This is a genomic window from Kitasatospora sp. NPDC018619, from assembly GCF_044391605.1.
GTDB lineage: Bacteria > Actinomycetota > Actinomycetes > Streptomycetales > Streptomycetaceae > Kitasatospora.
In genome coordinates this window covers 274,760-298,468 of record NZ_JBISAI010000006.1, presented here as the reverse complement: position 1 = coordinate 298,468, position 23,709 = coordinate 274,760, and the positions used below count along the sequence as shown (strand labels likewise).

General features: G+C 73.4%; 23 protein-coding genes and 1 tRNA gene. 12 read left to right on the top strand and 12 right to left on the bottom strand.

Annotation, left to right across the window (positions count from 1 at the left end; genetic code table 11):
- Positions 1-32 precede the first annotated feature (32 nt).
- On the top strand, positions 33-914 hold the full coding sequence (locus tag ACH5AR_RS12170; protein ID WP_396301271.1) for an inositol monophosphatase family protein: 882 nt from the start codon (positions 33-35) through the stop codon (positions 912-914).
- A 149-nt stretch (positions 915-1,063) separates the two neighbouring features.
- Here ACH5AR_RS12170 and ACH5AR_RS12165 read toward each other — a convergent pair whose 3' ends face one another.
- The 5 genes from ACH5AR_RS12165 to ACH5AR_RS12145 form a co-directional block, all read right to left on the bottom strand.
- Positions 1,064-2,698 (bottom strand): acyl-CoA dehydrogenase family protein, encoded by a 1,635-nt coding sequence (locus ACH5AR_RS12165; protein WP_396301270.1) that lies wholly within the window; start codon positions 2,696-2,698, stop codon positions 1,064-1,066.
- Positions 2,682-3,389, bottom strand: coding sequence for a TetR/AcrR family transcriptional regulator (locus ACH5AR_RS12160; protein ID WP_396301269.1), 708 nt, complete (start codon positions 3,387-3,389; stop codon positions 2,682-2,684). Before ACH5AR_RS12160 ends, ACH5AR_RS12165 begins: the two co-directional genes overlap by 17 nt.
- A gap of 156 nt (positions 3,390-3,545) precedes the next feature.
- Positions 3,546-5,072, bottom strand: coding sequence for a S28 family serine protease (locus ACH5AR_RS12155; protein WP_396301268.1), 1,527 nt, complete (start codon positions 5,070-5,072; stop codon positions 3,546-3,548).
- Positions 5,073-5,305: 233 nt separating this feature from the next.
- Complete coding sequence (locus tag ACH5AR_RS12150) at positions 5,306-6,160, bottom strand: serine protease (RefSeq protein WP_396301267.1); 855 nt, start codon at positions 6,158-6,160, stop codon at positions 5,306-5,308.
- 152 nt (positions 6,161-6,312) lie between these two features.
- Positions 6,313-6,942: a TetR family transcriptional regulator gene (locus ACH5AR_RS12145; RefSeq protein ID WP_396301266.1), complete on the bottom strand. Its 630-nt coding sequence runs from the start codon at positions 6,940-6,942 to the stop codon at positions 6,313-6,315.
- Between the two features lie 119 nt (positions 6,943-7,061).
- On the opposite strand from ACH5AR_RS12145, the gene ACH5AR_RS12140 reads away from it, so the two are divergent.
- From ACH5AR_RS12140 to ACH5AR_RS12130, 3 genes are all read left to right on the top strand, one after another.
- On the top strand, positions 7,062-7,217 hold the full coding sequence (locus tag ACH5AR_RS12140; protein ID WP_396301265.1) for a hypothetical protein: 156 nt from the start codon (positions 7,062-7,064) through the stop codon (positions 7,215-7,217).
- A 54-nt stretch (positions 7,218-7,271) separates the two neighbouring features.
- The gene (locus tag ACH5AR_RS12135; RefSeq protein ID WP_396301264.1) at positions 7,272-7,535 is read left to right on the top strand and encodes a DUF4190 domain-containing protein; all 264 of its coding nucleotides are present in this window, start codon (positions 7,272-7,274) and stop codon (positions 7,533-7,535) included.
- A 211-nt stretch (positions 7,536-7,746) separates the two neighbouring features.
- Positions 7,747-8,631: a metallophosphoesterase family protein gene (locus ACH5AR_RS12130; RefSeq protein ID WP_396301263.1), complete on the top strand. Its 885-nt coding sequence runs from the start codon at positions 7,747-7,749 to the stop codon at positions 8,629-8,631.
- Between the two features lie 75 nt (positions 8,632-8,706).
- Here the strand turns inward: ACH5AR_RS12130 and ACH5AR_RS12125 are convergent, their stop codons facing one another.
- The 6 genes from ACH5AR_RS12125 to ACH5AR_RS12100 form a co-directional block, all read right to left on the bottom strand.
- Entirely contained in the window at positions 8,707-8,997 is a 291-nt protein-coding gene (locus ACH5AR_RS12125; protein WP_396301262.1) for an SHOCT domain-containing protein, read from the bottom strand.
- A 258-nt stretch (positions 8,998-9,255) separates the two neighbouring features.
- Positions 9,256-9,933, bottom strand: a complete 678-nt coding sequence (locus tag ACH5AR_RS12120) for a response regulator (RefSeq protein WP_396301261.1) — start codon at positions 9,931-9,933, stop codon at positions 9,256-9,258.
- The gene (locus ACH5AR_RS12115) at positions 9,930-11,198 is read right to left on the bottom strand and encodes a sensor histidine kinase (protein WP_396301260.1); all 1,269 of its coding nucleotides are present in this window, start codon (positions 11,196-11,198) and stop codon (positions 9,930-9,932) included. The genes ACH5AR_RS12120 and ACH5AR_RS12115 overlap by 4 nt, the downstream gene beginning before the upstream one ends.
- A gap of 92 nt (positions 11,199-11,290) precedes the next feature.
- Entirely contained in the window at positions 11,291-13,822 is a 2,532-nt protein-coding gene (locus ACH5AR_RS12110) for an ATP-dependent Clp protease ATP-binding subunit (RefSeq protein ID WP_396301367.1), read from the bottom strand.
- Between the two features lie 246 nt (positions 13,823-14,068).
- Complete coding sequence (locus tag ACH5AR_RS12105) at positions 14,069-14,773, bottom strand: VIT family protein (protein WP_396301259.1); 705 nt, start codon at positions 14,771-14,773, stop codon at positions 14,069-14,071.
- 90 nt (positions 14,774-14,863) lie between these two features.
- Positions 14,864-15,487 carry an HAD family hydrolase gene (locus tag ACH5AR_RS12100; RefSeq protein ID WP_396301258.1) on the bottom strand — a complete coding sequence of 208 codons (624 nt, stop codon included), beginning with the start codon at positions 15,485-15,487 and terminating at the stop codon, positions 14,864-14,866.
- A 583-nt stretch (positions 15,488-16,070) separates the two neighbouring features.
- Here ACH5AR_RS12100 and ACH5AR_RS12095 point away from each other — a divergent pair.
- The 6 genes from ACH5AR_RS12095 to ACH5AR_RS12070 all read left to right on the top strand — a co-directional run bounded on the left by ACH5AR_RS12095 (position 16,071) and on the right by ACH5AR_RS12070 (position 21,671).
- Positions 16,071-17,534 carry a pyridoxal phosphate-dependent decarboxylase family protein gene (locus ACH5AR_RS12095; protein ID WP_396301257.1) on the top strand — a complete coding sequence of 488 codons (1,464 nt, stop codon included), beginning with the start codon at positions 16,071-16,073 and terminating at the stop codon, positions 17,532-17,534.
- 75 nt (positions 17,535-17,609) lie between these two features.
- Entirely contained in the window at positions 17,610-19,172 is a 1,563-nt protein-coding gene (locus tag ACH5AR_RS12090) for a hypothetical protein (RefSeq protein WP_396301256.1), read from the top strand.
- 61 nt (positions 19,173-19,233) lie between these two features.
- Positions 19,234-19,746 (top strand): hypothetical protein, encoded by a 513-nt coding sequence (locus ACH5AR_RS12085; RefSeq protein ID WP_396301255.1) that lies wholly within the window; start codon positions 19,234-19,236, stop codon positions 19,744-19,746.
- A gap of 28 nt (positions 19,747-19,774) precedes the next feature.
- Positions 19,775-20,572, top strand: a complete 798-nt coding sequence (locus ACH5AR_RS12080; RefSeq protein ID WP_396301254.1) for a hypothetical protein — start codon at positions 19,775-19,777, stop codon at positions 20,570-20,572.
- Positions 20,573-20,615: 43 nt separating this feature from the next.
- Entirely contained in the window at positions 20,616-21,050 is a 435-nt protein-coding gene (locus tag ACH5AR_RS12075) for a hypothetical protein (protein WP_396301253.1), read from the top strand.
- 66 nt (positions 21,051-21,116) lie between these two features.
- The gene (locus ACH5AR_RS12070; RefSeq protein WP_396301252.1) at positions 21,117-21,671 is read left to right on the top strand and encodes a hypothetical protein; all 555 of its coding nucleotides are present in this window, start codon (positions 21,117-21,119) and stop codon (positions 21,669-21,671) included.
- 67 nt (positions 21,672-21,738) lie between these two features.
- Here the strand turns inward: ACH5AR_RS12070 and ACH5AR_RS12065 are convergent.
- A tRNA-Val gene (locus ACH5AR_RS12065) sits at positions 21,739-21,810 on the bottom strand.
- 146 nt (positions 21,811-21,956) lie between these two features.
- On the opposite strand from ACH5AR_RS12065, the gene ACH5AR_RS12060 reads away from it, so the two are divergent.
- Together ACH5AR_RS12060 and ACH5AR_RS12055 are read left to right on the top strand one after the other, a co-directional pair.
- Positions 21,957-23,363, top strand: a complete 1,407-nt coding sequence (locus ACH5AR_RS12060) for a hypothetical protein (protein ID WP_396301251.1) — start codon at positions 21,957-21,959, stop codon at positions 23,361-23,363.
- Between the two features lie 111 nt (positions 23,364-23,474).
- Positions 23,475-23,693, top strand: coding sequence for a zinc ribbon domain-containing protein (locus ACH5AR_RS12055; RefSeq protein WP_396301250.1), 219 nt, complete (start codon positions 23,475-23,477; stop codon positions 23,691-23,693).
- Positions 23,694-23,709 lie beyond the last annotated feature (16 nt).

The window sequence follows — 23,709 nt, the reverse complement described above, 5'->3', positions numbered from 1 at the left end:
CTCCGGCCCGGAGCGAGCGAGGAGGGGCCGCCGTGGCAGACGGGACGGACAGGACCGACGGGGTGGACAGGACCGAGGGGGCGGACAGGACGGACGAGACGGACCGGACGGGGACGGAGGGGCTGTGGGCGCTGGCGGAGGGCGTGGAGGCCGCGGTGCGCGGGACGGGTGCGGGGCTGGCGGCCCGCCGACCCGCCCGCCCGGTCACCGCGCGGACCGTCGGGGAGGCGGCGGCCCGCTTCGCCGAGCTGGACGGCCCGGCCGCCGCCGGCCTGCGGGAGCGGCTGACCGCGCTGCGCCCGCAGGCCGGCTGGGCGCCCGAGGAGCTCGACGGATCGGTGCCCGCCGAGGGCGAGTGGTGGCTGTGCGACGCGACCGACGGTGCCGTGCAGTACCTGCTCGGGCAACCGCACTGGGCCGTGACGGCCACGCTGGTGCGGGACGGCGCGGCGGTGCTGGCGGTGGTGCACGCCCCGGAGCAGGACGGCCGTACCTACCGGGCGGTGCTCGGCGGCGGGGCCGAGCTGGACGGGCGGCCGATCGCGCCCCTGGAACGGGAGTTGGCCGTCACCGTCGCCGCCACCAGCCAGCCGCCGCGGGTGGCCGCCGACCCGGTGGCGCTGCGCCGGGCAGGGGAGTCGCTGTCCGCCATGGCGGGGGCCGTCCTGGCGGTGCGCAACCTCGGCCCGACCGCGCTCCAGGTGGCGCAGGTCGGCTCCGGGCACCTGGCGCTGTTCTGGGAGTACGGCCCCGACGCGGGCAACCTGCTGCCCGGCGCGCTGATCGCGCGCGAGGCGGGCGCGACGGTGACGGACACCGCCGGGGCGCCCTGGACGGCCGGCTCCGAGGGCTTCCTCACCGCCGCGCCCGGACTGCACGCGCGGGCGCTGGAGGTGCTGCGGGCGGTGCGGTGACCGGGGCCGGTGACCGGCCGCGGTGGCCGGCCACGGTGACCGGCCTCGGTGGCCGGCCACCGGGCCCGGCTCCGGCTCCGGCTCCGGCTACGGCTACGGCTACGGCTACGGCTACGGGCCGATCGGGCCGGAGCCGGTGCCCCCGTCGCTCAGGCGGGCACCGGCAGGGCCCGGTCGATGATCGCCCCGGTGTCGACCCCGGCCGGCAGGGTGCCGAAGGCCGCGCCGTGGTCGCCGCCGAGCCGGCTCGCGCAGAACGCGTCGGCCACCGCCGTGCTGCCGTAGCGGACCAGCAGCGAGCCCTGGAAGGCCAGCGCCATCGACTCGACCAGCCGGCGGGTGCGGTACTCCAGCTCCCCCCGGTCGGTCAGCTCCTCGCGCAGCGCGGCGACGGCCGCGTCCAGCCGGCGGTCCGCGCCCGCGGCGGCGTCCAGTTCGGCGAGGAAGGCGTCGACGCTCTCCGGGCTCTTGGCCATGGCTCGCAGCGCGTCCAGGGCGGCGACGTTGCCGGAGCCCTCCCAGATCGACACCAGCGGCGCCTCCCGGTAGAGCCGGGGCATCCCGGACTCCTCCACGTAGCCGTTGCCGCCCAGGCACTCCAGCGCCTCGGCGGAGTGCGCCGGACCGCGCTTGCACACCCAGTACTTGGCCACCGCCAGGCCCAGCCGCCGGACCAGCGCCTCGGTCCCGTCCCCGGCCAGCGTCCGGTCGGTGGCCAGGGCGAGCCGCATGGCGACGACGGTGGCCGCCTCGGACTCCACGACCAGGTCGGCGAGCACGTTGCGCATCAGCGGCTGGTCGACCAGCGCCTTGCCGAACGCCCGCCGGTGCAGGGCGTGGTGCACCGCCCGGGTGGCGCCGTAGCGCATGCCGGAGGCCGCGCCGACGGTGCAGTCCAGGCGGGTCATGTTGACCATCTCGATGATGGTCCGGACGCCCCGGCCCTCCTCGCCGACCAGCCGGCCGACCGCGCCGTCGTACTCCAACTCGGCGGAGGCGTTGGACTTGTTGCCGAGCTTGTCCTTGAGCCGCATCAGGTGCAGGCGGTTGCGCGAGCCGTCCGGCAGGACGCGCGGCAGCGCGAAGCAGCTGAGGCCGCCCGGGGCCTGGGCGAGGGTCAGGAAGAGGTCGGACATCGGCGCCGAGGTGAACCACTTGTGGCCGGTGAGCCGGTAGGTGCCGTCGGCCTGCGGGACGGCGGTGGTGGTGTTGGTGCGGACGTCCGAGCCGCCCTGCTTCTCGGTCATCGACATGCCGGCGATCAGCCCGCGCTTGGTGCCCGGCTCGCGCAGCCCGTAGTCGTACTCCCGGGCGGCCAGCAGCGGCTCCAGCTCGGCGGCCAGGGCGGGGTTGGCGCGCAGCGCCGGGACGGCGGCGTAGGTCATCGAGACCGGGCAGGTGTGGCCGGCCTCGACCTGGCCCCAGACGTAGAACCGGGCGGCCCGGGCGGTGTGGGCGCCGGGGCGCTCGTCGCGCCACGGCGCGGCGTGCAGGCCGTAGGAGACGGCGATGCGCATCAGCTCGTGCCAGGCCGGGTGGAACTCGACCTCGTCGATCCGGTGGCCGAAGCGGTCGTGGGTGCGCAGCACCGGCGGGTTCTCGTTGGCCAGCCGGCCCCACTCGCCGGCCTGCTCGGACCCGGCCAGCCGGCCCAGCTCGCGCAGTTCGGGCTCCGCCCAGCCGGCGTCGGCCCGCCGGAGGGCGGCGAGCAGGGTGGGGTCGGCGGCGGTGTCGTGGCCGTACGGCAGGGGCACCTGGTTGGTGACCTCATGCGTCGCTGTCATCGCGTCCTCCCAGGGCACGCAGGGTGAAGGAGACCAGGGCGGGGACCACCGTGGCGGGGTCGGCGGCCTGCTCGGGGCGGGCCGCGTCGGCCGGTCCGGCGGGCGGGGCGGTTGCGGCCGGGGCGCTTCCCGCGGGTACGGCGGCGGGCGGGGCGGGCGGGGCGGCCGCGAGCGGGCCGGCCAGGGCCTCGCCGACCGCGCCGACCAGGGCGGCGGCGGTCAGCACCGGGTCCTGCTCGGGCAGTTCGCCGGCCGCCACGGCGGCGGCGATCTCGGTGGCGATCACGTCCCGGAACGCCCGGCGGAACACCAGGCGCTCCTCGTCCACCACCGCGTCGGCCGGTTCGACCAGCAGCGCGTACGCCAGCCGGGGCGCGCGCAGGGCCCGGGCGGCGAAGGTCTCGACCACGGCGGCGATCCGCTGCCGGGGGGTGTCCCGGAGCGCGACGGCGGCGTTGACCGCGTCGATCTCGTGGCCGACCACCCGGCGGAACAGCTGCACCGACAGCTCGGCCTTGCCCGTGAAGTGCTGGTAGAGGCTGCCGGTGGCGATCCCGGCGCGGTCCGCCACCGCGGCCATCGTGCAGCCGCCGTACCCGCGCTCGGCCAGCAGGCCGACCGCCGACTGGAGCACCGCTTCGCGCTGGGCGTCCAGGCGGGCTTGTACGGCGGGCGTGCGTCGGTAGGCCATGAAAGCATTGAAGCACTGATTCACCGCTTCGGGGAGGGCTCGGCGCGCAGCGACGCGAGGACGGATCGGCGGGCAGCGACGCGAGGAGGCCGCCCCGGAACCGGGGCGGCCTCCTCTTCGGGTTCGTACCGGGTGGTGCGGTCCGGCGCGGGAGCGCTACAGCGGGCGGCGCTCCTGCTCCTGCCGCCGGTTCTCGACGTCCAGCGGACCGAACTCCGCGGCGGCCCGGGGCGCCTTGGCGAGCGAGCGGGCGTTCGGGTCGCTCAGGCCCGCCCACTCCTGCACCTTGGCGACGGCCTCCGCCGACTGGGCGGCGGGCAGCTGCTCGATCTTGGAGCCGTGGTTGCCGCCGGGCACGGTGTAGACGTAGCTGTCCTCGCTGCCCCGACCGAGGCGGAAGGGCTTGGCGCCCCACGGGTCGTTGCCCCCGTAGACGTACATGATCCGCTCGCCCTCGCGCTTCACCCAGCGGTCGATGTCGGGCATCGCCTTGGGGTTGAAGACGGTCGGGATCTCCTTCGGCACGTAGCTGCGGACGGAGTAGAGCTCCTTGTAGTCGTAGTGCAGCACGTCCTTCAGGTGCGAGACGTCGAAGAACGGCGCACCCAGCTCGGTGGCGGCCTGGTAGTAGTACGCGGTGTACTTCGCCAGCGACTGGTCGCTGTTGCCGGTGACGCCGGACTGCGAGTCGAACCAGGCGTACAGCTCGTCGTCGGTCGCGGTGGCGGCGACCGGAACCTTGGCGCAGTCGGACTCCAGGCTGTACTGCCAGAAGGCCCAGACCACGTCCAGCACCCCGGCCTCGTAGGCGCGGTCCGGGCTGCCGAGGGTGTTGAAGGTGGAGCCGGCCGCCTTGTTGTCGGCCACGAAGCGGGCCTCCAGGCGGTCGCGGCGCGCCAGCAGCTCGTGCTGGGCGGCGTTCAGCCGGGCCCGGCACTCGGGGGTGCCGACGGTGCGGAAGAACTCGGAGTACGCCGCGTAGTCGTTGACGTCGGTGTTGTTCGGCGCGACGTAGGCGATGGTGCCGGCCACGTCGTCCGGGTAGAAGCGGCGGTAGAAGGTGGAGGACATGCCGCCCTTGCTGGCGCCGGTGGACAGCCACTCCTCCTGGTAGATCCGCTTCAGTGCGGTCACCAGCCGGTGCGAGTCCGCGGCGCCCTGGCGGATGCCGGCCTTCGTCCAGTCCGCCGGCTCCGGGCGGGAGGGGGTGAAGAACCGGTACTCGATGGACACCTGGTTGCCGTCCACCAGCCGGGTCGGCTCGGTGCGGGACGGGTTGGTGCCCAGGGTGTAGCCGTTGGTGTAGAAGACCGTCGGGCGGTCGTAGCCGCGGTGCAGCAGGCTGAAGCGCTGCTGGAAGGTGCCCAGCCAGGGGCGGTTGTGGTCGATCGGCTGGGTGTACGTGGCGATGAAGTAGCGGTGACCGGTGGTGGTCGGCTTCTCCTCGGTGACGGTCACCCCGGGGATCGCCGCCAGGCGGTCCTTGATGTCGGCGGTCGGGTCGTCGGCGGGGCTCCGGCCGTGGCGGGCCCCGTTGCCCCGGTCGCCCTGCTCCCCCTGGGCTCCCTGGGCACCTTGCGTGCCCTGGCCGTCGGCGGCGGACGCCGGGCTCGCCAGGCCGCCGACCGCGAGCAGCGGTATCAGCAGGGCCGAGGCCAGCAGCCTTCTCACGGTGGTGGTCATCAACTCTCCATCTGGTCAGGTGACATGACTGCCGCCTGGCGGTGCGGCCGGGCGGCACGGGTGGTGCGGACAGTGCGGACGGTGCGGATGGTGCGGGCATCGCGGGCGATGCGGCTCCTGCGGCTCCTGCGGGTGGTGCGGTGGACGGCCGGTGGACGGCCGAAAGGGCCACCCGCCGTTCGCGGATGGCCCATCGGGCAGGACGTGCTGGTCAGCGGGGTCGTCCTGACGGCTTACGGGCGGGGCAGGACACAGCCGGGGCGGGTGAGGTCGAAGGCGTTGCCGGCGCCGAAGCAGGCCGGGATCCCGTACGTCTCCTGGGCGTAGCCGATGCCGGGACGGACCGTCACCGCGCCGTTCTGGTCCACCTCACAGGGGTTGTCCAGGGTGCAGCTCTGGCCGCTCTCGTTGATCGTGTTGTTGACGGCGACCACCTGGCCGGTCGAGGCGTCGACCACCGGCGAGCCGGAGGTACCGCCGATCACGTTGCAGGTGGAGGTGTAGCGGACCGAGTCCTTGAAGGTCCAGTCCGCCTCCTTCAGCCGGTAGGCGAAGCCGTCGATCGAGCAGGAGTAGATCTTCTTCCAGTAACCGGAGACGACCTTGATCGCGGTGCCCTGGACGGGGTGGGTGGCCGCGATGGTCAACGGGGCTATGCCGTACCGGGACTGGATGGAGGCGTAGGTGGTGTTCAGCTGGTAGATCGACACGTCGGTGTCGGTCATCGCGCCATAGACGATCTTGTTGGCGCGCAGCGTGGCGACGCCGCCGCCGCTCGCGTTGAGCAGGGTGAAGGTCCGGCTGGAGGCGCGGTTGAGGACCACCTCGCCCGGACCGGGCATGCCGGTCTCCAGGCAGTGGCCGTTGGAGAGGATCAGGGCCGGGTCGGTCGCGGCCGATCCGGGCATCCGCACCAGCGAGCCGGAGCAGTTGCTGAGCGCGACCGTCCCGGCGAAGCTCACGGCGGCGACGGGTTGGGCGGCGGGCTTGGCGGCGGGGGCTGCGGCCTGGGCCGGAACGGCTCCGACGAGGGCGGTGGCCCCGGCGACCAGCAGGGTGGCGACCGTGCCTATGAGCGGCTTCTTCATGAGAGACCTCTCGGATGTGGGGGGTCCACGGGTGGGGGTGCACCAAAGCTGTCGCGGACATGACTCACTGTCAAGAGTCAAGACGACACCAAGAACCCCTCAAGCCGCAATGGCCGGTTACCGCCGCCGCCCGGGGCGGCCCCCGGAGGCAGTCACCCCGCGGGCCAGTGCGCCCGGCCGAGGCTGATGAGCCGCAGTTGGAGGCGGGCGGTGTCGGCGATCCTCCGCTCCCGGCCCGGATCCGTCTCCAGCGCCTCCAGGAAGGCGGCAGCCGTGGAGACCATGTGGTCGACGTACAGCTCGGCGAGCATCCGCAGGTCCTGCCCGCTCCAGCCCCGGGACTCCGGCTGGAGGGCCAGGGCGGCCCCCACCTCGGCGGCGAAGCGGCCGAGTTCGGCGTCGATCGCCTCGCGCACCTGCCGCACCCCGCCGTGCCGCTCGCGCGCGAGGAAGCGGACGTGTGCCCGGTGCTCGCGGACGTGCCGCTCGATCACGCCCACCGCACGGTCGATCAACTCCTCGGCGTCGTCGGCCTCGGCGAGCACCGCGCGGATCATGACGTGCAGGTTGGCGAGCGACTCCTCGACCAGCGCGACCCCGAGGGCGGCGAGGTCCGGGAAGTGCCGGTAGAAGGCGGCCGGGGAGAGCCCCGCCCCCCGGGTGACCTCGCGCACCCCCAGGCTCGCCAGGTTCTGGTCCGCCAGCAGGTGCAGCCCGGCGTCCAGCAGGGCCCGGCGGCTCTGCTGCTTCTGGGCCTGTCTGGCCCCCACGGTGTGACTCACGCCATTCAGTAAACAAGCGTTTGCCGAACTTGGCCAGCCGGACGTAGAGTGAGGACCAGTCAGTGAACACTTGTCAACTGAAGTCGGCTCAGCCCCAGTCCCAGCCGAAGGAGTCAGCCGTGATCCTGTTCTCCGCCCTCGTCGCCATGGGCATCCTGATCGGCACCGCCGCCCACACCTCGCTCCCGGTTTTCCTCGCCGCCTCCGCCGGCATCACCGCCTGGCTGCTCGCCTTCGGCGCGCGCGAGGGCCTCGCCCGCCTCCGGCACCGCTGACCGGGCCGCTGCGCCTACCCACCCGCGGCCGCTCCCCAGAGAGGACGCACCACCATGAGCACCGTCACCGACCGTCAGAGCACCGCCGACGCCGACGGCCTCGCCGTCGCCTCCTTCCTCCTCGGCCTGCCCGGCCTGCTGCTGTTCAACATCGTCCTCGGGCCGATCGCCATCACCCTGGCCGTCCTGGCCCTGGCCCGCGGCACCCGCCGACGCGGCCGCGCCCTCCTCGGCCTGACCATCGGCATCGCCTCGCTGGCGATCCTCGCCGTCACCACCGCCACCTCCCACGGGGTGCTCATCGACCTCGGCTCCTGACCACGCCCCGCCTCCTCCCCGGCCCTGCCTCACCTCTCCTTCCGGCACCGTCCAGCCGAGGCTCCCGACCTCTTCTCCCCTTCCCCCCCGGCCCGGCCCGCCCCGCCTGTCGGCCCGACGGTGCGAGGGGCCGATCCCGGCAACCCTCCCCCATCCCCCCGCCCGCCACGTAGGGTGGGCCCCATCGGCCGGGCAATCTCAGGGGGCAGGAGTGACGACGGGGAACCGCAGCGACGCACAGCCGGCAGGACCCACCCCGACGGGTGGACGGCTGCTCGCCGTCAGCGATCTGCACATCTCCTACCAGGAGAACCGCGAGCTGGTGGAGAAGCTCCAGCCCTCCCACCCCGGCGACTGGCTGCTCGTCGCCGGCGACGTCGCCGAGATCACCACCAGTATCGAGTGGGCCCTCGGCCTGCTCGCCGAGCGCTTCGCCCGCGTGGTGTGGGTGCCCGGCAACCACGAGCTGTGGACCCACCCCGAGGACCCCGTCCAGCTGCGCGGCGTGGCCCGCTACGAGCACCTCGTCGAGCGCTGCCGCCGCCTCGGCGTGGTGACCCCCGAGGACCCGTACCCGCTCTGGGAGGGCCCCGGCGGCCCCGTCCGCATCGCCCCGCTCTTCCTCCTCTACGACTACACCTTCCGTGCACCGGGCACGACCACCAAGGAGGCCTCCCTGGCGGCCGCCTACGAGAGCGGCATCGTCTGCGCGGACGAGCGGATGCTCCACCCGGACCCGTTCCCGGACCGCGACTCCTGGTGCCGCGAGCGCGTCCGGCTGACCGAGAAGCGGCTGGCGGCCTGCGACCCGGACGTCCCGCTCGTCATGGTCAACCACTACCCGCTGGTCCGTCAGCCCACGGACATCCTCTGGTACCCCGAGTTCGCCCAGTGGTGCGGGACCGAGCTGACCGCCGACTGGCACACCCGGTTCAACACCGCGGCGATGATCTACGGCCACCTCCACATCCCACGCCGGACCACCTACGACGGCGTCCCGTTCACGGAGGTCTCGCTCGGCTACCCCCGCGAGTGGCGCAAGCGCGGACTGCCGGACCCGCTCGTCCGGGAGGTCTTCCCGCAGGCCGCCGGCTGACCGGGCCGCCGAGGCCGTGGCTCCGCACGGCACCGGTGGCCCGGTCGGTGGCGCCCCGAGCGGCGCCCGAGGTGGTCACGTTCCGCCACCTCCTCGTGCGCCCTCCCGTGGCGACGGCTCACTGAGCACGGCCCGCTTGGCGCGGTACTCCTCGGCGTCGATGTCGCCCTCGGCGTAGCGGCGGCCCAGGACGGCGAGCGGGTGCTCCGCCGCGCTGACGGCGCCGGTCCCGAAGCCGCAGCCGTGCCGCCGCCAGACCGTGCGGCGCAGCAGCGCGACCACCAGGACCACCACGGCGATCCAGACCAGGGGGATCAGCAGGATCCACGGGCCGGGGCCGTGCCAGTCGGCCAACTGGGTGTACATGGTGTCCAACTCCTCGGTGGTGAGCTTCCCGGACCTCGGGTGGTTCCCGAGTTGTCCACAGCGTGCCTCCGAGGAGCCTCGTCACGCGTCCTACCGGCAGCGGCAGTTGCGGTACTCCCGGGAGAGTACGGACCGCCCGGGACACGCCGCGCCGGAAGTAGCCGCTCACCGCAGGCCCGGCGGCAGCCGTCGCACCGCCGCCCCGGGAACGGCCCGCGCCGCCACCCCGGGAAACGGCCCGCACCGCCGCCCCGAGGCTCAGCCCAGCCAGCCCGGCCGCACCAGCCCCGACTCGTAGGCCAGCACCACCAGTTGTGCCCTGTCCCGCGCCCCGAGCTTCAGCATCGCCCGGCTGACGTGCGTCTTGGCCGTCAGCGGGCTGACCACCAGCCGCCGGGCGATCTCCTCGTTGGACAGCCCCATCCCGACCAGCGCCAGCACCTCGCGCTCCCGCTCGGTCAGCGCCGAGATGTCCGGGAGCCCCTGCGGCGAGGCCTCGGGCGCTTTCGACCGGGCCGCGAACTCCCCGATCAGCCGCCTGGTGACCCCCGGCGAGAGCAGCGCGTCCCCCGCCACCGCGACCCGGATCGCACGCAGCAGGTCGGCCGGCTCGGTGTCCTTGACCAGGAACCCCGCCGCCCCCGAGCGCAGCGCCTCGAAGACGTACTCGTCCAGCTCGAAGGTGGTCAGCACGACCACCCGCACGGAGGACAGCGCCGGATCCCCGGCGATCCGCCTCGTCGCCTCCAGCCCGTCCATCCGCGGCATCCGGACGTCCATCAGCACGACGTCCGGCACGAGCTCGCGGGCGAGCCGCAGCGCGGCCTCGCCGTCGTCCGCCTCGCCGACCACCGTGAGGTCGTCCTGGAGGTCCAGCAGGGCCCGGAAGCCCGCCCGCACCAGCAGTTGGTCATCCGCCAGCAGTACCCGAATCACTCGCTCTCCGCCTCCGGTGTCGGCAGCTCCGCCCGGACCCGGAAGCCGCCGCCGGGCACCGGCCCCGCCGTGATGGTGCCACCGAACGCCGCAGCGCGGTCCCGCATCCCGACCAGCCCGCTGCCGGAGCCGCCCGCGTCGCCGAGCACCGCGGGCCCCGGATCCTCCACCCGGACGACCAGCACGGAGCGGTCCGTCCAGTCCAGCACCACGACGGCCTGCCGGGCCGCGGAGTGCCGGACGACGTTGGTGAGCGCCTCCTGGACGATCCGGAAGGCGGTGAGGTCGACGGCGGGGGACAGCGCGCGCCGCTCCCCGCGCTCCTGCACCTCCGCCTCCAGGCCCACCCGGTCCGCCTGCTCGGCGAGTTCGTCCAGCCGGTCCAGCCCCGGGGCCGGCCCGCGCGGCGCCGCCCCGGGCCCGCGCAGCGTCGCGAGCACCTGGCGGACCTCGCCGAGCGCCTCCTTGCTGGTCGACTTGATGGTGACCAGCGCGCTGCGGGCCTCCTCCGGCCGCCGGTCGAGCAGCGCGAGCGCGGCCCCGGCCTGGATGTTGATCAGCGACAGGCTGTGCGCCAGGATGTCGTGCAGTTCCCGGGCCATCCTGAGCCGTTCCTCGTTGGCCCGGCGCTCCTCCAGCTGCTGCCGGTAGGCCCGGTGGGCGGCGATCCGCTCGCGCCGGAAGCGGGCCAGCTCGCCGCCCGCCATCACCAGCAGCAGCCAGGCCGACAGCCCCAGCTCGGCCGGCCAGACGCGGCCGGTGGGCGGGGCAGCGCGCTGCCAGCTCTCCGGCAGCGCGAAGGTGACCAGCAGGTGCACCAGGTAGACCCCGGCCGCGCCCGCCCAGGCCGCCCGGCGGTGCCCGGAGCCGATCGCCGCGCAGCAGGCGACGAGCCAGCTCACGAAGACCGGCCCGTACGGGTACCCGGCGGCCAGGTACCCGGCGGTGACCACGGAGGTGCCGGCCACCACCGCGACCGGCCGCCGGCGGCGCAGCACCAGCTGGGCCGGCCCGAGCAGCAGCAGGAGGTAGCCGAAGGCGTCCAGCGGGACCCGCCCGTGCTGGCCGTGCCCGGCGGCGGTCGAGCCGACCACCTGGACCAGTGCGACCGCCGCCGCCAGCCCCAGCGGGAAGCCCGCCCGGGCCGCGCGCGCCCACGGGGGGCGCCACGGCTCGGGCGGGCCCTGCGGCGGGCTCCCGGACGGCCCGCCGGGCGGCCGCTGCGCCGGAGGCGGCCCGGGCGGCGGGGACGTGGGCGGCATCATGTCCACAAGCTAGACCCGCGCCGCCTGCCCGCGCGTCCTCCACCGGTGGCGTTCGGGCGTACTCCCCGTGGAGTACGCCCCCTTCCCTCTGCTCAGTCCTCCGTTGCCGCCCCGGCCTTCGCCTCCGCCTCCTCGAAGGTCGCCGAGGCCTCCGGCCGGGCCAGCGCGACCACCAGCTCCCCGTCGCTCACCTCCGCGACCACGGTGTCCCCCTCGCGCACCGAGCCGTCCAGCAGCAGGTTGGAGATCCGGTTGTCCAGCTCCGACTGGATCGTCCGGCGCAGCGGCCGGGCCCCGAACTCCGGCTGGTAGCCCCGGTTGACCAGGAACTCCTTGGCCGCCTCGGTGACCTCCAGCCGCACGTCCTGGGCCCGCAGCCGGCGCCGGCTGCGCTCCAGCAGCAGGTCCACCACCGACAGCAGGTCCTTCCGGGTGAGCGCGTGGAAGACGATCACCTCGTCGATCCGGTTGAGGAACTCCGGCCGGAACTGCTGCCGCAGGTCGCGCATCAGGTCGTCCCTGATCTCGTCCACGTTGCCCGCGTGGTCGAGGATCCGCTGCGAACCGATGTTGCTGGTCATGATCACCACGGTGTTGCGGAAGTCGACCGTACGTCCCTGGGAGTCGGTCAGCCGTCCGTCGTCCAGTACCTGGAGCAGCAGGTTGAACACGTCCGGGTGGGCCTTCTCCACCTCGTCGAAGAGCAGCACGCTGTACGGCTTGCGGCGCACCGCCTCGGTCAGCTGCCCGGCCTCCTCGTAGCCGACGTACCCGGGCGGGGAGCCGACCAGCCGGGAGACGGTGTGCTTCTCCTGGAACTCGCTCATGTCGAAGCGGATCATCCGGTCCGGGTCGCCGAACAGCAGCGCCGCCAGCGCCTTGGCCAGCTCGGTCTTGCCGACGCCGGTCGGCCCGAGGAAGAGGAAGGAGCCGGTCGGGCGCTCCGGGTCGCCCATCCCGGCCCGGCCGCGGCGCACCGCCTGGGCGACGGCGGTGACCGCCTCCTCCTGGCCGATCACCTTCTCGTGCAGGTGCTCCTCCAGCTTGAGCAGCCGCTCCTTCTCCGTCGCGTTCAGCTCCGCGACCGGGATGCCGGTCCGGGAGGAGAGCACCTGGGCGATGTCGTCGGCCGTCACGTCGACGACCTCCTCGCGGGACTCCGCGATCGACGCCAGCTCGTCCTCGGTCTGCCGCAGCTCGGTCTTCAGGTTGGCGGCCCGGACGAACTCCTCGTCCGCCACGGCCTCGTCCAGCTCCCGCTTCAGCTTGGTGATCCGGTCCTGCACCCCGGTCGCCTCGGTGGACCCGCTCAGGCTGCGCAGCCGGACGCGCGCACCGGCCTGGTCCAGCAGGTCGATCGCCTTGTCGGGCAGGAAGCGGTCGCTGACGTACCGGTCGGAGAGCGTCGCCGCGGCGTCCAGCGCCTCGTCGGTGAACCGCACCTGGTGGTGGGCCTCGTACGCGTCGCGCAGCCCCTGGAGGATCTCGACCGTCTCCTCGACGCTCGGCTCGGGCACCAGCACCGGCTGGAAGCGGCGCTCCAGTGCGGCGTCCTTCTCCACGTGCTTGCGGTACTCGTCCAGCGTGGTCGCGCCGACCACGCTCAACTCGCCGCGCGCGAGCGCCGGTTTGAGGATGTTGCCGGCGTCCATCGAGCCCTCGCCGCCGCCGCCCGCGCCGACCACGGTGTGCAGCTCGTCCAGGAACAGGATCACGCTCTTCTCGGCCGCGGTGACCTCGTCGATCACGTTCTTCAGCCGCTCCTCGAACTCGCCGCGGTACTTGGAGCCGGCCACCAGGGCGGTCAGGTCGAGGGTGACCACCCGCTTCTCCCGCAGGCTCTGCGGCACGTCCCCGGAGACGATCCGCTGGGCGAGGCCCTCGACGATGGCGGTCTTGCCGACGCCCGGCTCGCCGATCAGCACCGGGTTGTTCTTGGTCCGCCGGGAGAGGATCTCGACGGTCTGCTCGATCTCCTCGGCCCGCCCCACCACCGGGTCCAACCGGCCCGAGCGCGCCTCCTCGGTGAGGTCGCGCCCGTACTCGTCCAGCGTCGGCGTCTCGCTCGGGCGGGCGCCGGTGCTGCTGCGCTCGCCGCCGGTGCCGCGCCCCTCCAGCACCGACTTCAGCGCCTCCTGCGAGGGCGCCGCGTTGCGCAGCGCCACGCCGGCGCCCGAGCGCTCCTGGTCGAGCAGCGCGCCGAGGATGTGCTCCGGTCCGATGTACGAGGCCCCGGCCTCCTGGGAACGGGCGTGTGCGGCGAGCAGCGCGCGCTTGGCCGAGGGGGTGAGCGCGGGGCGGCCGTCCACCTCCCCGGGGTCGCCGGTGGGCAGGGCGTGCTCCAGGTCGCCGGAGAGCCGGTCCGGGTCGATGCCGGCCCGTTCCAGCATCCGGCGCGAGGGCTCCACCCGGGTGGCCGCCCAGGCCAGGTGCGCGGTGTCGAGGTCGCTGGAACCGTCCTCGGCCGCCCGCTGCGCGGCCAGCGCGAGCAGTTCCTGCGAGGACTCGCTGAGCAGCCGCCCGATCGGCACCCGTTGCACGGCGGGCGGGGAGGCCAGCGGGCTCATCCCGAAGAACCGGCTGAGCAGGTCGGAGAACGGATCGTTCGATCCGAACGGGGGCATGGTCACGGCGCTTCACCTCTCCCAAGCGGTTTGCAGCCACACAAACACAGGCCGCCCGGGCTCGCCCGTCGAGCCGCCCGAGCCGCCCGAGCTGCCCGAGCTGCCCGAGCTGCCCGAGCTGCCCGAGCCGAGCGGACCGCCCGCGCCGTGACCCGCCGCGCCCGGACAGGGCCGTGCCCGGGCAGAGCCGCGCCCGGGCAGAGCCGAGGTCGGGCAGAGCCGAGGTCGGCGGCAGCCCGCCCGCGTTCACCCGGTCACCTGCTCCAGCAGCACGCCACCGGTGTACGTCACGGCCATCGCCAGCAGCCCGCCCGCGACGTTGCGCAGGACCGCCCGGGCCGGGCCGGCGCCGCCCAGCCGGGCACTCGCCCAGCCCGACAGGGTGAGCGCAGCCACCACCGCCACCACCGTCACCAGCAGCCGCCACGACGTCGGCGGCAGCAGCACCGCCAGCAGCGGCACCAGCGCACCCAGCGTGAACGCCGCCGCGCTGGCCAGGGCGGCCTCCCACGGACTGGTCAACACGTCCGGATCGATGCCGAGTTCGGTCTGCGCGTGGGCGGCCAGCGCGTCCTGATCGGTCAGCGCCAAGGCCACCTCCCGCGCCAGGCCGTCCGTCAACCCGCTGCCCCGGTAGTAGTCGGTCAGCTCGTCGAGCTCCCCCTCCGGGTCCTCCGCGAGCTCCTGCCGTTCCAGCGCCAACGCGGCCCGCTCGGTGTCCCGTTGGGTGCTGACCGAGACGTACTCGCCGGCCGCCATCGACATCGCCCCGGCCAGCAGCCCGGCCACCCCGGCCGCGAGCAGCGTGCCCCGGGAGCCCGACGCACCCGCCACGCCGGTCACGATGCCCGCCGTCGACACCACGCCGTCGTTGGCCCCCAGCACGGCCGCCCGCAGCCAGTTCAGCCGCGAGGACAGCTCGGCCCGCGTCTGCCCGACCCGTTCAGCCATCCGCCCACCGCTCTCAGGGGTCCGACCGGTCCCCCCGATCCTCGCCCGGGGCCCGCCGCCCCGCCACCTCGACGGCGGGCCGGCGGCCGCTCAGGGCGCCTCTCCCAGCACCGCGGCGAGCGCCCGCCGCAGGTCCTCCGGCCCCCGGTAGCGCACCCCGGTCATGCCGAAGGCCACCGCCGCGTCCACGTTCTCCTGGCGGTCGTCCACGAACAGGCAGCGCTCGGGCGCCGCCCCGGCCCGCTCGGCGGCGATCTCGTAGATCCGCCGGTCGGGCTTGGCGGCGCCCACCCGGGAGCTGTTCACCACCTCGTCCGCCAGGTCCGCCAGCCCCAGCAGCGCCAGGTCCTCGTCCAGCCACGTCGTCGCGTTGGTCACCAGCACCAGCCGGCAGCGCTGCCGCGCCCGCCGCAGCAGCCGCACCACCGACTCGTCCGCACGGAACGGCGCGTCCGCGAACGCCCCTGCCAGCTCCCGTGCCTGATGTGGCGTCACATGCTCGGCGAGCCCCCGCGCGATGGAGTCCACCCACTGCGCCTTCCCGATCCGCCCGAGCAGCAGGGGCCGGTCGTTCTCCGGCGCGAACCCCACCGCCGCCGTCGTCCCCGCCGCGACCCCCGCCGCCCGCTCCAACTCCGCCACCCGGTCCCCGTCGAAGAACCGGATCACCCCGTCCACATCGCACAGCACCGCGTCGAACGCCACCTCAGCCATCCCCCCTGCCTACCATCCGGCGCCGCCGGACCCCGACGCGGGGTGCGGCGCCAGGGGCGGGCGCTCCCCGGCGCCGGGCCCGCCACCGTGCGACAAGGGAGGCGGCCGCGAGGAACGGGACGGGTGCGACGCACGGGACGGGGCCCGGCCCGCCCGTTGCCGGCCGGAAAGGCCGAAACGGCCCGGTCGAACGGCCCGGTGAAGAAATCCGCATATTCCCGGCGCTCGTTCGATTATTTACCGCATCGTTCGATTGCAACGTTCGAAATGTGATAAACGGCGCCGCTCGTCCGACCAGCGGCATCACCGGTGATCACCCGGCGGAGTCGAACCGCGACGCCTTGCAATCGAACGCGGATAGAAAACGAAGGTTCACCCGTTGGGGTGATGCAACTGGACATGCGCCATGCCGGAAAGGGAAAGTCTCGATGTCCTCGACAAGGGCCATTGGGGGGCTCCTATGGTGGAATCTCGCTCGAATCAGAAGACGATCGAGCAAAAAGGCGGAGTCGGATCACTGCTCGACACGCAGAAGTCGAGCCGAACCGCATCTCCCGGGGTCGGAAAACCGCACGACGGCGTCATGCCGGCGGACACCTTCGACCCCGGGCTGTTCCGGGAGAATTCGGAGACGGTACTGGGCCGGCTGGAAAGCCATCTGGCCGATTCCTCGATCAGAGGGCTGGAACTGATCGACCCCGAAACGCTCACCCAGGCCGCCAGGGCGCTGATGACCTCCGAGCGCGAGCGGATCGCCGCCTTCGACGAGAAGCGGCTGGACGCCATCACCGACCTGTACGTGCGGACGGGCATCCCGGTCCACTCCCCCGGCTACATGGGCCGGCAGTTCTCGGGCGTGGTGCCGCTCGGCGGGGTGGTCGACTTCGTCAGCTCGGTGGTCAACCAGCCGTCCTCGTTCTACGAGGCGGGCCAGCTGCCCAGCGTGGCCGAGCGCATCATGGCCGAGGAGTTGAACCGGTTCATCGGGTGGGAGCCGGACACCTTCGCCATGATCACCACGTCGGGCGGGTCCCTGGCCAACCTGACCGCCCTGCTGGCGGCCCGGAACAAGGTGTTCCCGGACTTCTGGTCGGGCGGCAGCCCGGCGGACGACCAGCCCCGCCCGGCCATCGCGGTCGGTGCGGACGTGCACTACAGCGTCTCCCGGGCGGCCGGGATCCTGGGCATCGGCGAGTCGCAGATCGTGCGCCTGCCGATCAACCGGGAGCAGCAGATCTGCCTGGAGCAGGTGCGGCCCGCCCTGGCGGCCGCGGAGCAGCGGGGGCTGAAGGTCTTCGCCCTGGTCGCCTCGGCGGGCACCACCTCGGTCGGCGCCTTCGACCCGCTCGACGGGCTCGCCGAGATCACCCGGGAAGCCGGCATCTGGCTGCACGTCGACGGCGCGCACGGCGCCAGCCTGCTGGTCTCCGACCGGCTCCGGCACCGGCTGCGGGGCATCGAGAAGGTCGACTCGCTGGCCTGGGACGCGCACAAGATGATGTTCGTCCCGGCGCCCTGCACCCTGCTGTTCTACCGGGACAAGGAGGACAGCCTCGGGGCCTTCCAGCAGCGCGCCAGCTACGTCTTCGACGAGGAGCCGGACCGCTACACCGAGCTGGACAGCGGCGCCCGGAACTTCGAGTGCACCAAGCGGCCCATGATCATGCCGCTGTGGACCCTGTGGTCCGTCTACGGCCGGGCCCTGTTCGCCGAGAAGATCGAGTACCTCTGCGAACTGACCGAGGAGATCCACGGCGTCCTCCGGGGCGAACCCGATTTCGAGACGCTGCACCGCCCGGAAGCCAACATCCTCTGCTTCCGCTACCGACCGGCAGAACTTCCGGACGAGCACGTGCACCGCCTCCAGGTGGCGATCAGGAACCGCATCAAGATCCGGGGGAACTTCTTCATCTCCAAGGTGAACATCGACGGCGTCGCCGCCCTGCGGGTGGTCCTGATGAACCACCAGATCACCGCCGAGCACTTCCGGATGCTGCTGGGCGAAATCAGGCGGGTCGGCTCCGACCTGCTGGCCGACGCCGGGTGAATTCCACAGAAGAATCGTGGCCGAACGAACGACGGCCCAGGAAAACGTGAACAACAGAAGGACGGGGAATTGACGATGAGTGCAGTGAGCGCCCTGCCCGGGCGGCCGGCCGCGCCCGGCGGCGGCGTCGACGAACTGGCGAGCTGGCTGATCCCGGAGTGGGAGCTGAACCCGGAGTCGGTCGGCGCGGTGGCGAAGCTCCCCTCGTTCGCGAGCAAGCTCCGCGAGTGCGAGCGGGTCTGCCAGGCGCCGTACAGCGAGGCCTCGCACGAGCTCCAGGACGCCCTGGTGCTGCGCCGCCTCCAGCAGTTGGTCAACACCGTGCGGCTCAACCCGCTCTGGCGCAGCCGTCTGTCCGGCGCCGGCGTCGACGGCGCGCCGCGGACGTACGAGGAGTGGCAGCGGGTCCCGCTGTCGGACAAGGAGACCCAGCGCGAGTTCTTCATGGGCTCGCGCCCGGGCATGGTGGTGCCGCTGAACCGCGGCGGCTTCGAGATCGTGGCCAGCGGCGGCACCAGCGGCGGCAAGCCGCTGGAGTCGGTGTACTCGCTCCAGGAGCTCCGGGACACCTACGAGGTGGCCGGCCGCTTCATGGGCACCTACCAGCTCGCCGGCTACCTGCCCGGCGACGACCCCAAGTGGCTGTACACCACGCTGGCGGACTACCAGATGTGGAGCAGCGGCACCATGGTCGGCGGGGTGCTGGCGCAGGTGCCGGGGGTCAACTACATCGGCGCGGGGCCGGTCACCGCCCCGGTGCTGGAGCACATGTTCTCCTACCCCGGCCCGAAGGCGCTGATGGGGATCACCGCGGGCATCGCGATCCTCAGCGAGCTCGGCGCCGGCATGAGCCAGGAGGCCAAGGAGAGCTTCCGGGTGGCGCTGTACGGCAGCGGGGTGCTGCCGCAGCGCAAGCGGGCGGAGCTCAAGGCGATGTACCCGAACCTGACGATCCTCAGCTACTTCGCCGCCACCCAGGCCGAGACCATCGGGCTCCAGCTGACCGAGGAGTCCCCCTGCCTGGCGGCCGTACCCGGCCTGCACCTGGTGGAGATCGTCGACGAGCAGGGCCGCTGGGTCGCCGAGGGCGAGGAGGGCGAGCTGGTCGTCACCCGCCTGCACGGGCACGAGGCCCCGCTGCTGCGGCTGAAGCTGGGCGACCGGATGATCCGCCGCCCGCGGCTGGACGGCCCGGGGCTGAAGACCGGCCAGTTCGAGTTCGCCGGCCGCACCGGGGACATCCTGCACCTGAACGACAGCCAGTACTCGGCCCCGCGGGCGTACGAGGCGGTGCGGGAGGACCTGCTCAAGGCCACCGCGATCGACCTGGACGTGGTCGCCCACGAGATCCAGTTCGTGAACCACCGCGAGGGCAAGACGATCACCCTGCTGGCCGCCGTCGACGACGTCGCCGGCCTCACGTACCGGACGGACGCCTCGCTCGGCCCGTACGGCGTCCAGCACGTCTTCGTCAATGCGCTGCCCCGCTCGCTCTCGCTGTTCAACCAGGGCGAGGCGAACCCCGCCTCGATCGAGAAGACCGGTTACCGGTTCCTGGTCAAGTTCGTGCCCAGGGCGTCCGCGGAGATCGAGCGGACGTCGGTCGGCAAGGTGCCGCTGGTCCGCGACCGGGGCTGACAGGACCGGCGGGACGGTACGACTGCCGCTCCGGAACGTTGGTTTGAGGAATGGAGTGAGTATGAAGCCGCAAGTGAACATCGCCGTCGTGGTCGACGTGATCGGCGCGCTCTCGGACAGGACGCTGCTCAACGGCAACCTCTGTCTGATCGACGACGGGTCGTTCGACAGCAAGAACCAGGGCACGCCCGACCTGGTCACCGTGGTGGTGCCCGGCCAGGTGGTCCAGTGGACCGCCCTGGCGGTGGACCTCCAGACGCCCGTCGAGATCCGGAGCATCAGCTTCGTCCCGGCGGACGGGGGCGCGGCCGCGGCCGCCCACGGCGCGGACCCGGCCGGCGCGGCCGAACCCGCCGTCGGCGGGGCGGAGGCCGGCGCGGCGGACGGCGCGCAGGGCGCTCCGCCGGCCGGCCACCAGCTGTCGAGCGGGCAGCTGGACCTCAACGCCTGGACGGGCGTGGTGCCGCCGTACCTGGTGCCCGGGGTGCCGTACCGGTACCGGCTGGAGCTCCAGATGTACGAGGGCGAGCACAGCGTGCTGCACGTCGACTCGCCCGCACTGATGTGCCTGTAGGCGGAACACCGACAAGGAGGGTGGGCGCATGGCCCAACAACTGGCGATCATCGTGCTCGTGGACGTCGGCAACGCGCTGGAGTCCCGGACGCTGACCGGTAACACCTATCTGTTCGACAACATGAAGCTCCAGGGCTCCCTGAACCAGGGCACCGGCGAGTTGGTCACCGCGATCAACGGCGCCTACTGGAGCGACGGCTCGCAGGCCAGCGAGCAGGTGCTCAACTGGCTGCCGTACAGCCTCGGTTCGATCCCCCCGACGGTGCCCCGCGGGTACCACACCCTCCGGGCGCGGGCGGCCGAGCGGGAGGCGCTGACGGAGCTCGCGAACCTCACCGAGAAGCCCGGTACGGCGAACGGCGACACCGAGGCCGCGCTCACCCGGATCCGGAAGGCCGTCGGCACCCGGGTCAACGGCGCCTCCAGCAGCCGGGCCCTCGCCGGGCAGCGGGTCCTGGACGTGACCGGCAGGGTCGTCTCCGACCACGGCCAGGACACCCACAGCTACCCGGCGCCGGTGATCACCGACATCTTCGGCGAGGCCGTGGACGAGAAGATCATCTACCCGGCCGAGTACGGCTCCCCGGACCTGGTCACCGACGGCTGGTACTGGTCGGCGACGATCGACACCTCCCGCCCCGGGACGTACACCTACAAGATGCGGATCCAGCTCCACGAGCTGGTCCAGCGGGCGGGCGAGTGGACCTGGGAGCCGGTCAACCTCACCTGCGAGTCGAAGCTCCGGATCACCGCGGAGCCCAAGCGGAACGGCTTCACCGGCGCGGGCATGGGCTACCTGCCGATCGCCCCCGCCGCCTTCGGCTGAACCGCCGACCCAGTCAGTCCCCAAGGACGAGGAGGAGGAGTAGATGACCACCAAGACACGGCTGAAGACCACGCCGAAGCGCCCGATCTCGATCACCGCGGTGGTGGACTGCGTGGGCATGCTGGCGTCCCAGAGCACCCACGGCCACCTGTACCTGTACGACACCAACAAGGCCGGCGGATCGACCGACTTCGGCACCGAGGAGCTGCGGACCAGGGTCAAGGCCGGCGACCAGCTGCTCTGGAACGTGCTGGCGCTCGAGTGCGAGGCCTTCGTGGCCATCGACGGGATCGAGATCGACCACGAGGTGTGCGAGCCGGTCCGCCGGGTCTACCCCGGCACCGACGTCGCCTACTGGACCGGGACGGTGAAGAAGGACGCCCCGGCCGTCCCGTACCGGATCAGGTTCCGGCTGGGCACCCAGGTCGAGCCGATCACCACCACCGTGTCGCCCGTCCTGGTCGGCCAGGCCACCTGACAGCCCTGGACGGCGGACCGCTCCGGGCGGGGGACCGCTCGCAGCGGCGCACTCGAAGGAGGAACCTTGACAACCAGTGCCAGCAGCTCCACGACGGGGAAGCAGAACCCCGGGCAGCTGAACTCGGTCCAGCTCAACGTCGTCACGCTCGTCAACATGGAGCGGGCCACGGCCAACCGCTCGCTGGGCGACGCGATGTACATGATGGACAACAGCGTCGGCGGCTCCGGCCAGGGCACCCGGCAGCTGGAGACGGTCTGCAAGCAGGGCCAGGTGATCAACTGGATCATCCGCCCGATCGACATGGAGCGGAGGCTGGACGGCACCTGGCCGCCCATGCCCAAGATCAACAACATCGTGGTCCTCGACACCGAGCTGGGTGACGAGGAGGACGTGGCCGAGCGGAAGCTCTTCACCGAGCTGAAGATCTACGGCATGCCCGACCGCATGCGCTCCCCGCTGACCCCGGTCTACTACTACTGGGCCGGCACCGTGCTCAGCACCGCCAGGCCCGGCCTCTACCGGTACCGGCTGGTCGTCGAGCTGGAGCAGGAGGGCACCAAGGAGAAGCTCTACCTCAACACCGTCGACCACCCCGCCCTGCGGGTGATCGAGGTCTGAGCCGCCCGAAACGCCGGGAGCCCGGTGCCCCCGACCTGCACGGTCGGGGGCACCGGGCTCCCCACTGTGGGCGCGGACGGTTTCGAACCGCCGACATCTGCTTTGTAAGAGCAGCGCTCTACCACTGAGCTACGCGCCCCCTGCCGTGGCCCGGCGGGCGCACGACGAATGCTTAGGGTACCTGGTCCCCGGGGGTGGTGCGGCCCGGGTGCCCGGCGGGCGGGGCGGGGCCGTGCGGCGCAGGGGGCGGGAGGGGGTGACGGGCCGGCGGGGTGATCGGGGAGAATGGGGGCCGGATCAGCGGGTCGGAACAGGGAGCGCGCAGTGACGGTGGCCGGCGGGAGCGGGCGGGGGCGGCGTCGGGCGGGGGGTGCGCTGGCCGACGCCCTGGTGTTGCCGGTGGTACTGGCGGGTGCGCTGGGCGCGGTCGGGCTGGCCTCGGCCGGGAGCGGCGGCTGGTGGGGGCGGCGCGGCGGCGAGGGCGGCCGGGCGCAGGCCCGGGAGGCCCGGGCGGCGGCCCAGGAGGCGTTCTACGAGCTGGAGGAGACCCAGCGCGAGGTGCAGCTCGCGGTGGAGACCGTCCGGGCGGCCGAGGAGGGCCCGGCGGCGCAGCGGGTGCTGGCCGACCTGGCGGCGATCTCCGGGCGGGTCGACCAGGTCACGGTGAACTACCTCGCCGCGCTCGACGCCCACAACCTGGACAGCGAGACCCTGGACGCGGGCGCGGCCGCCCAGGCCAGGCGCCAGTTGGAGGACGTCAGGGGCCAGCTCGGCTCGGCCCGGGCGGAGCTGAACGACTTCCTGCGCCGTCTCCAGCCGGCCGTCGAGCACGCCGAGCAGCAGCTGATGAGGGTCACCCCGGCGGTCGAACTGGCCAAGCGCGCGCTGCTCGCGGCCACCACCGCGCTGGACGGGGCGCGCGGCGCCGGCCTGCGGGCGGACGACCTGGCGGCCCGGCTGGCCGAACTGGCGCCCGAGCTGGGCCGGCTGAACGAGGGCCCGGCCCGGCACGGCGTCGCGGACACCCTGCGGCGCGCCGACGACGTGCGGCAGCGCGCCGAGGCGATCGCCGCCGACGCCGGGCAGTTGCCGGAGCGGGCGCAGGAGATCGACCGCCGGGTGGCGAGCCTGCGGACCCGCATCCAGGCGCTGGAGACCAAGGCCGCGACGGTCGAGCCCGCGCTGAGCGAGCTGCGCCGCCGCTTCAGCACCGCCTGCTGGCAGGACCTCCAGCGGGTGCCGGACCAGGTCGCGGAGACCGGGCGCGCCGCCGAGCGCAAGCTCGCCGAGGCCGCCCGGGCCCGGGACGAGCAGCGCTGGGCGGACGCCACCGCCGCGATCGGGACGGTCCGCGCGCTGCTGGAGACGGCCGACGGCTCGGTGCTCGCGGTGAACGAGCGGTTGCGGCAGCTGAACGAGGTGCAGCACGACCCGAACCGGGAGATCGAGCGGGCCCGCTTCGCCCTCCGGGACGCGCAGCGGCTGGCGATGGCCGGGCGCACCGCACCGGACCCCCGGCACGCCGGCCCGCTGGACGAGGCGGTGGCCCGGCTGGACCGCGCGGTGGCCGCGCTGGAGGCGGCCGGCCGCCACCCCGACTACTGGCACTTCCTGACCGAGCTGGCGGCGGTGCGGGACACCGCGGCCCGGGTGATCGAGCTGATCCGCGGGGACCTCGGCGGCCACCGGTAGCGGTGCACGGCCTCCGCCGGCGGTGCGCGGCCTCCGGAGGGCTGCCGGAAGACACCGGAAGGACACCGGAACCGGGAGACCGGCGGGCGCACCGCTCGGTACCCTGCCGGTATGCCTCGCTACGACTTCCGCTGCCGCTCCTGCGGCACCACCTTCGAGCTCCGCCGCCCGATGGCCCGGGCGGGCGACCCCGCCGTCTGCCCGCAGGGCCACCAGGACACCGTGAAGCTGCTGTCCACCGTCGCCGTCACGGGCGGCACGGCCGCCGCCCGGCAGGCCCCGGCCGGCGGGGGCGGCGGGGGTTGCTGCGGCGGGGGCTGCTGCGGCTGAGCGGCGTCAGCCCCCG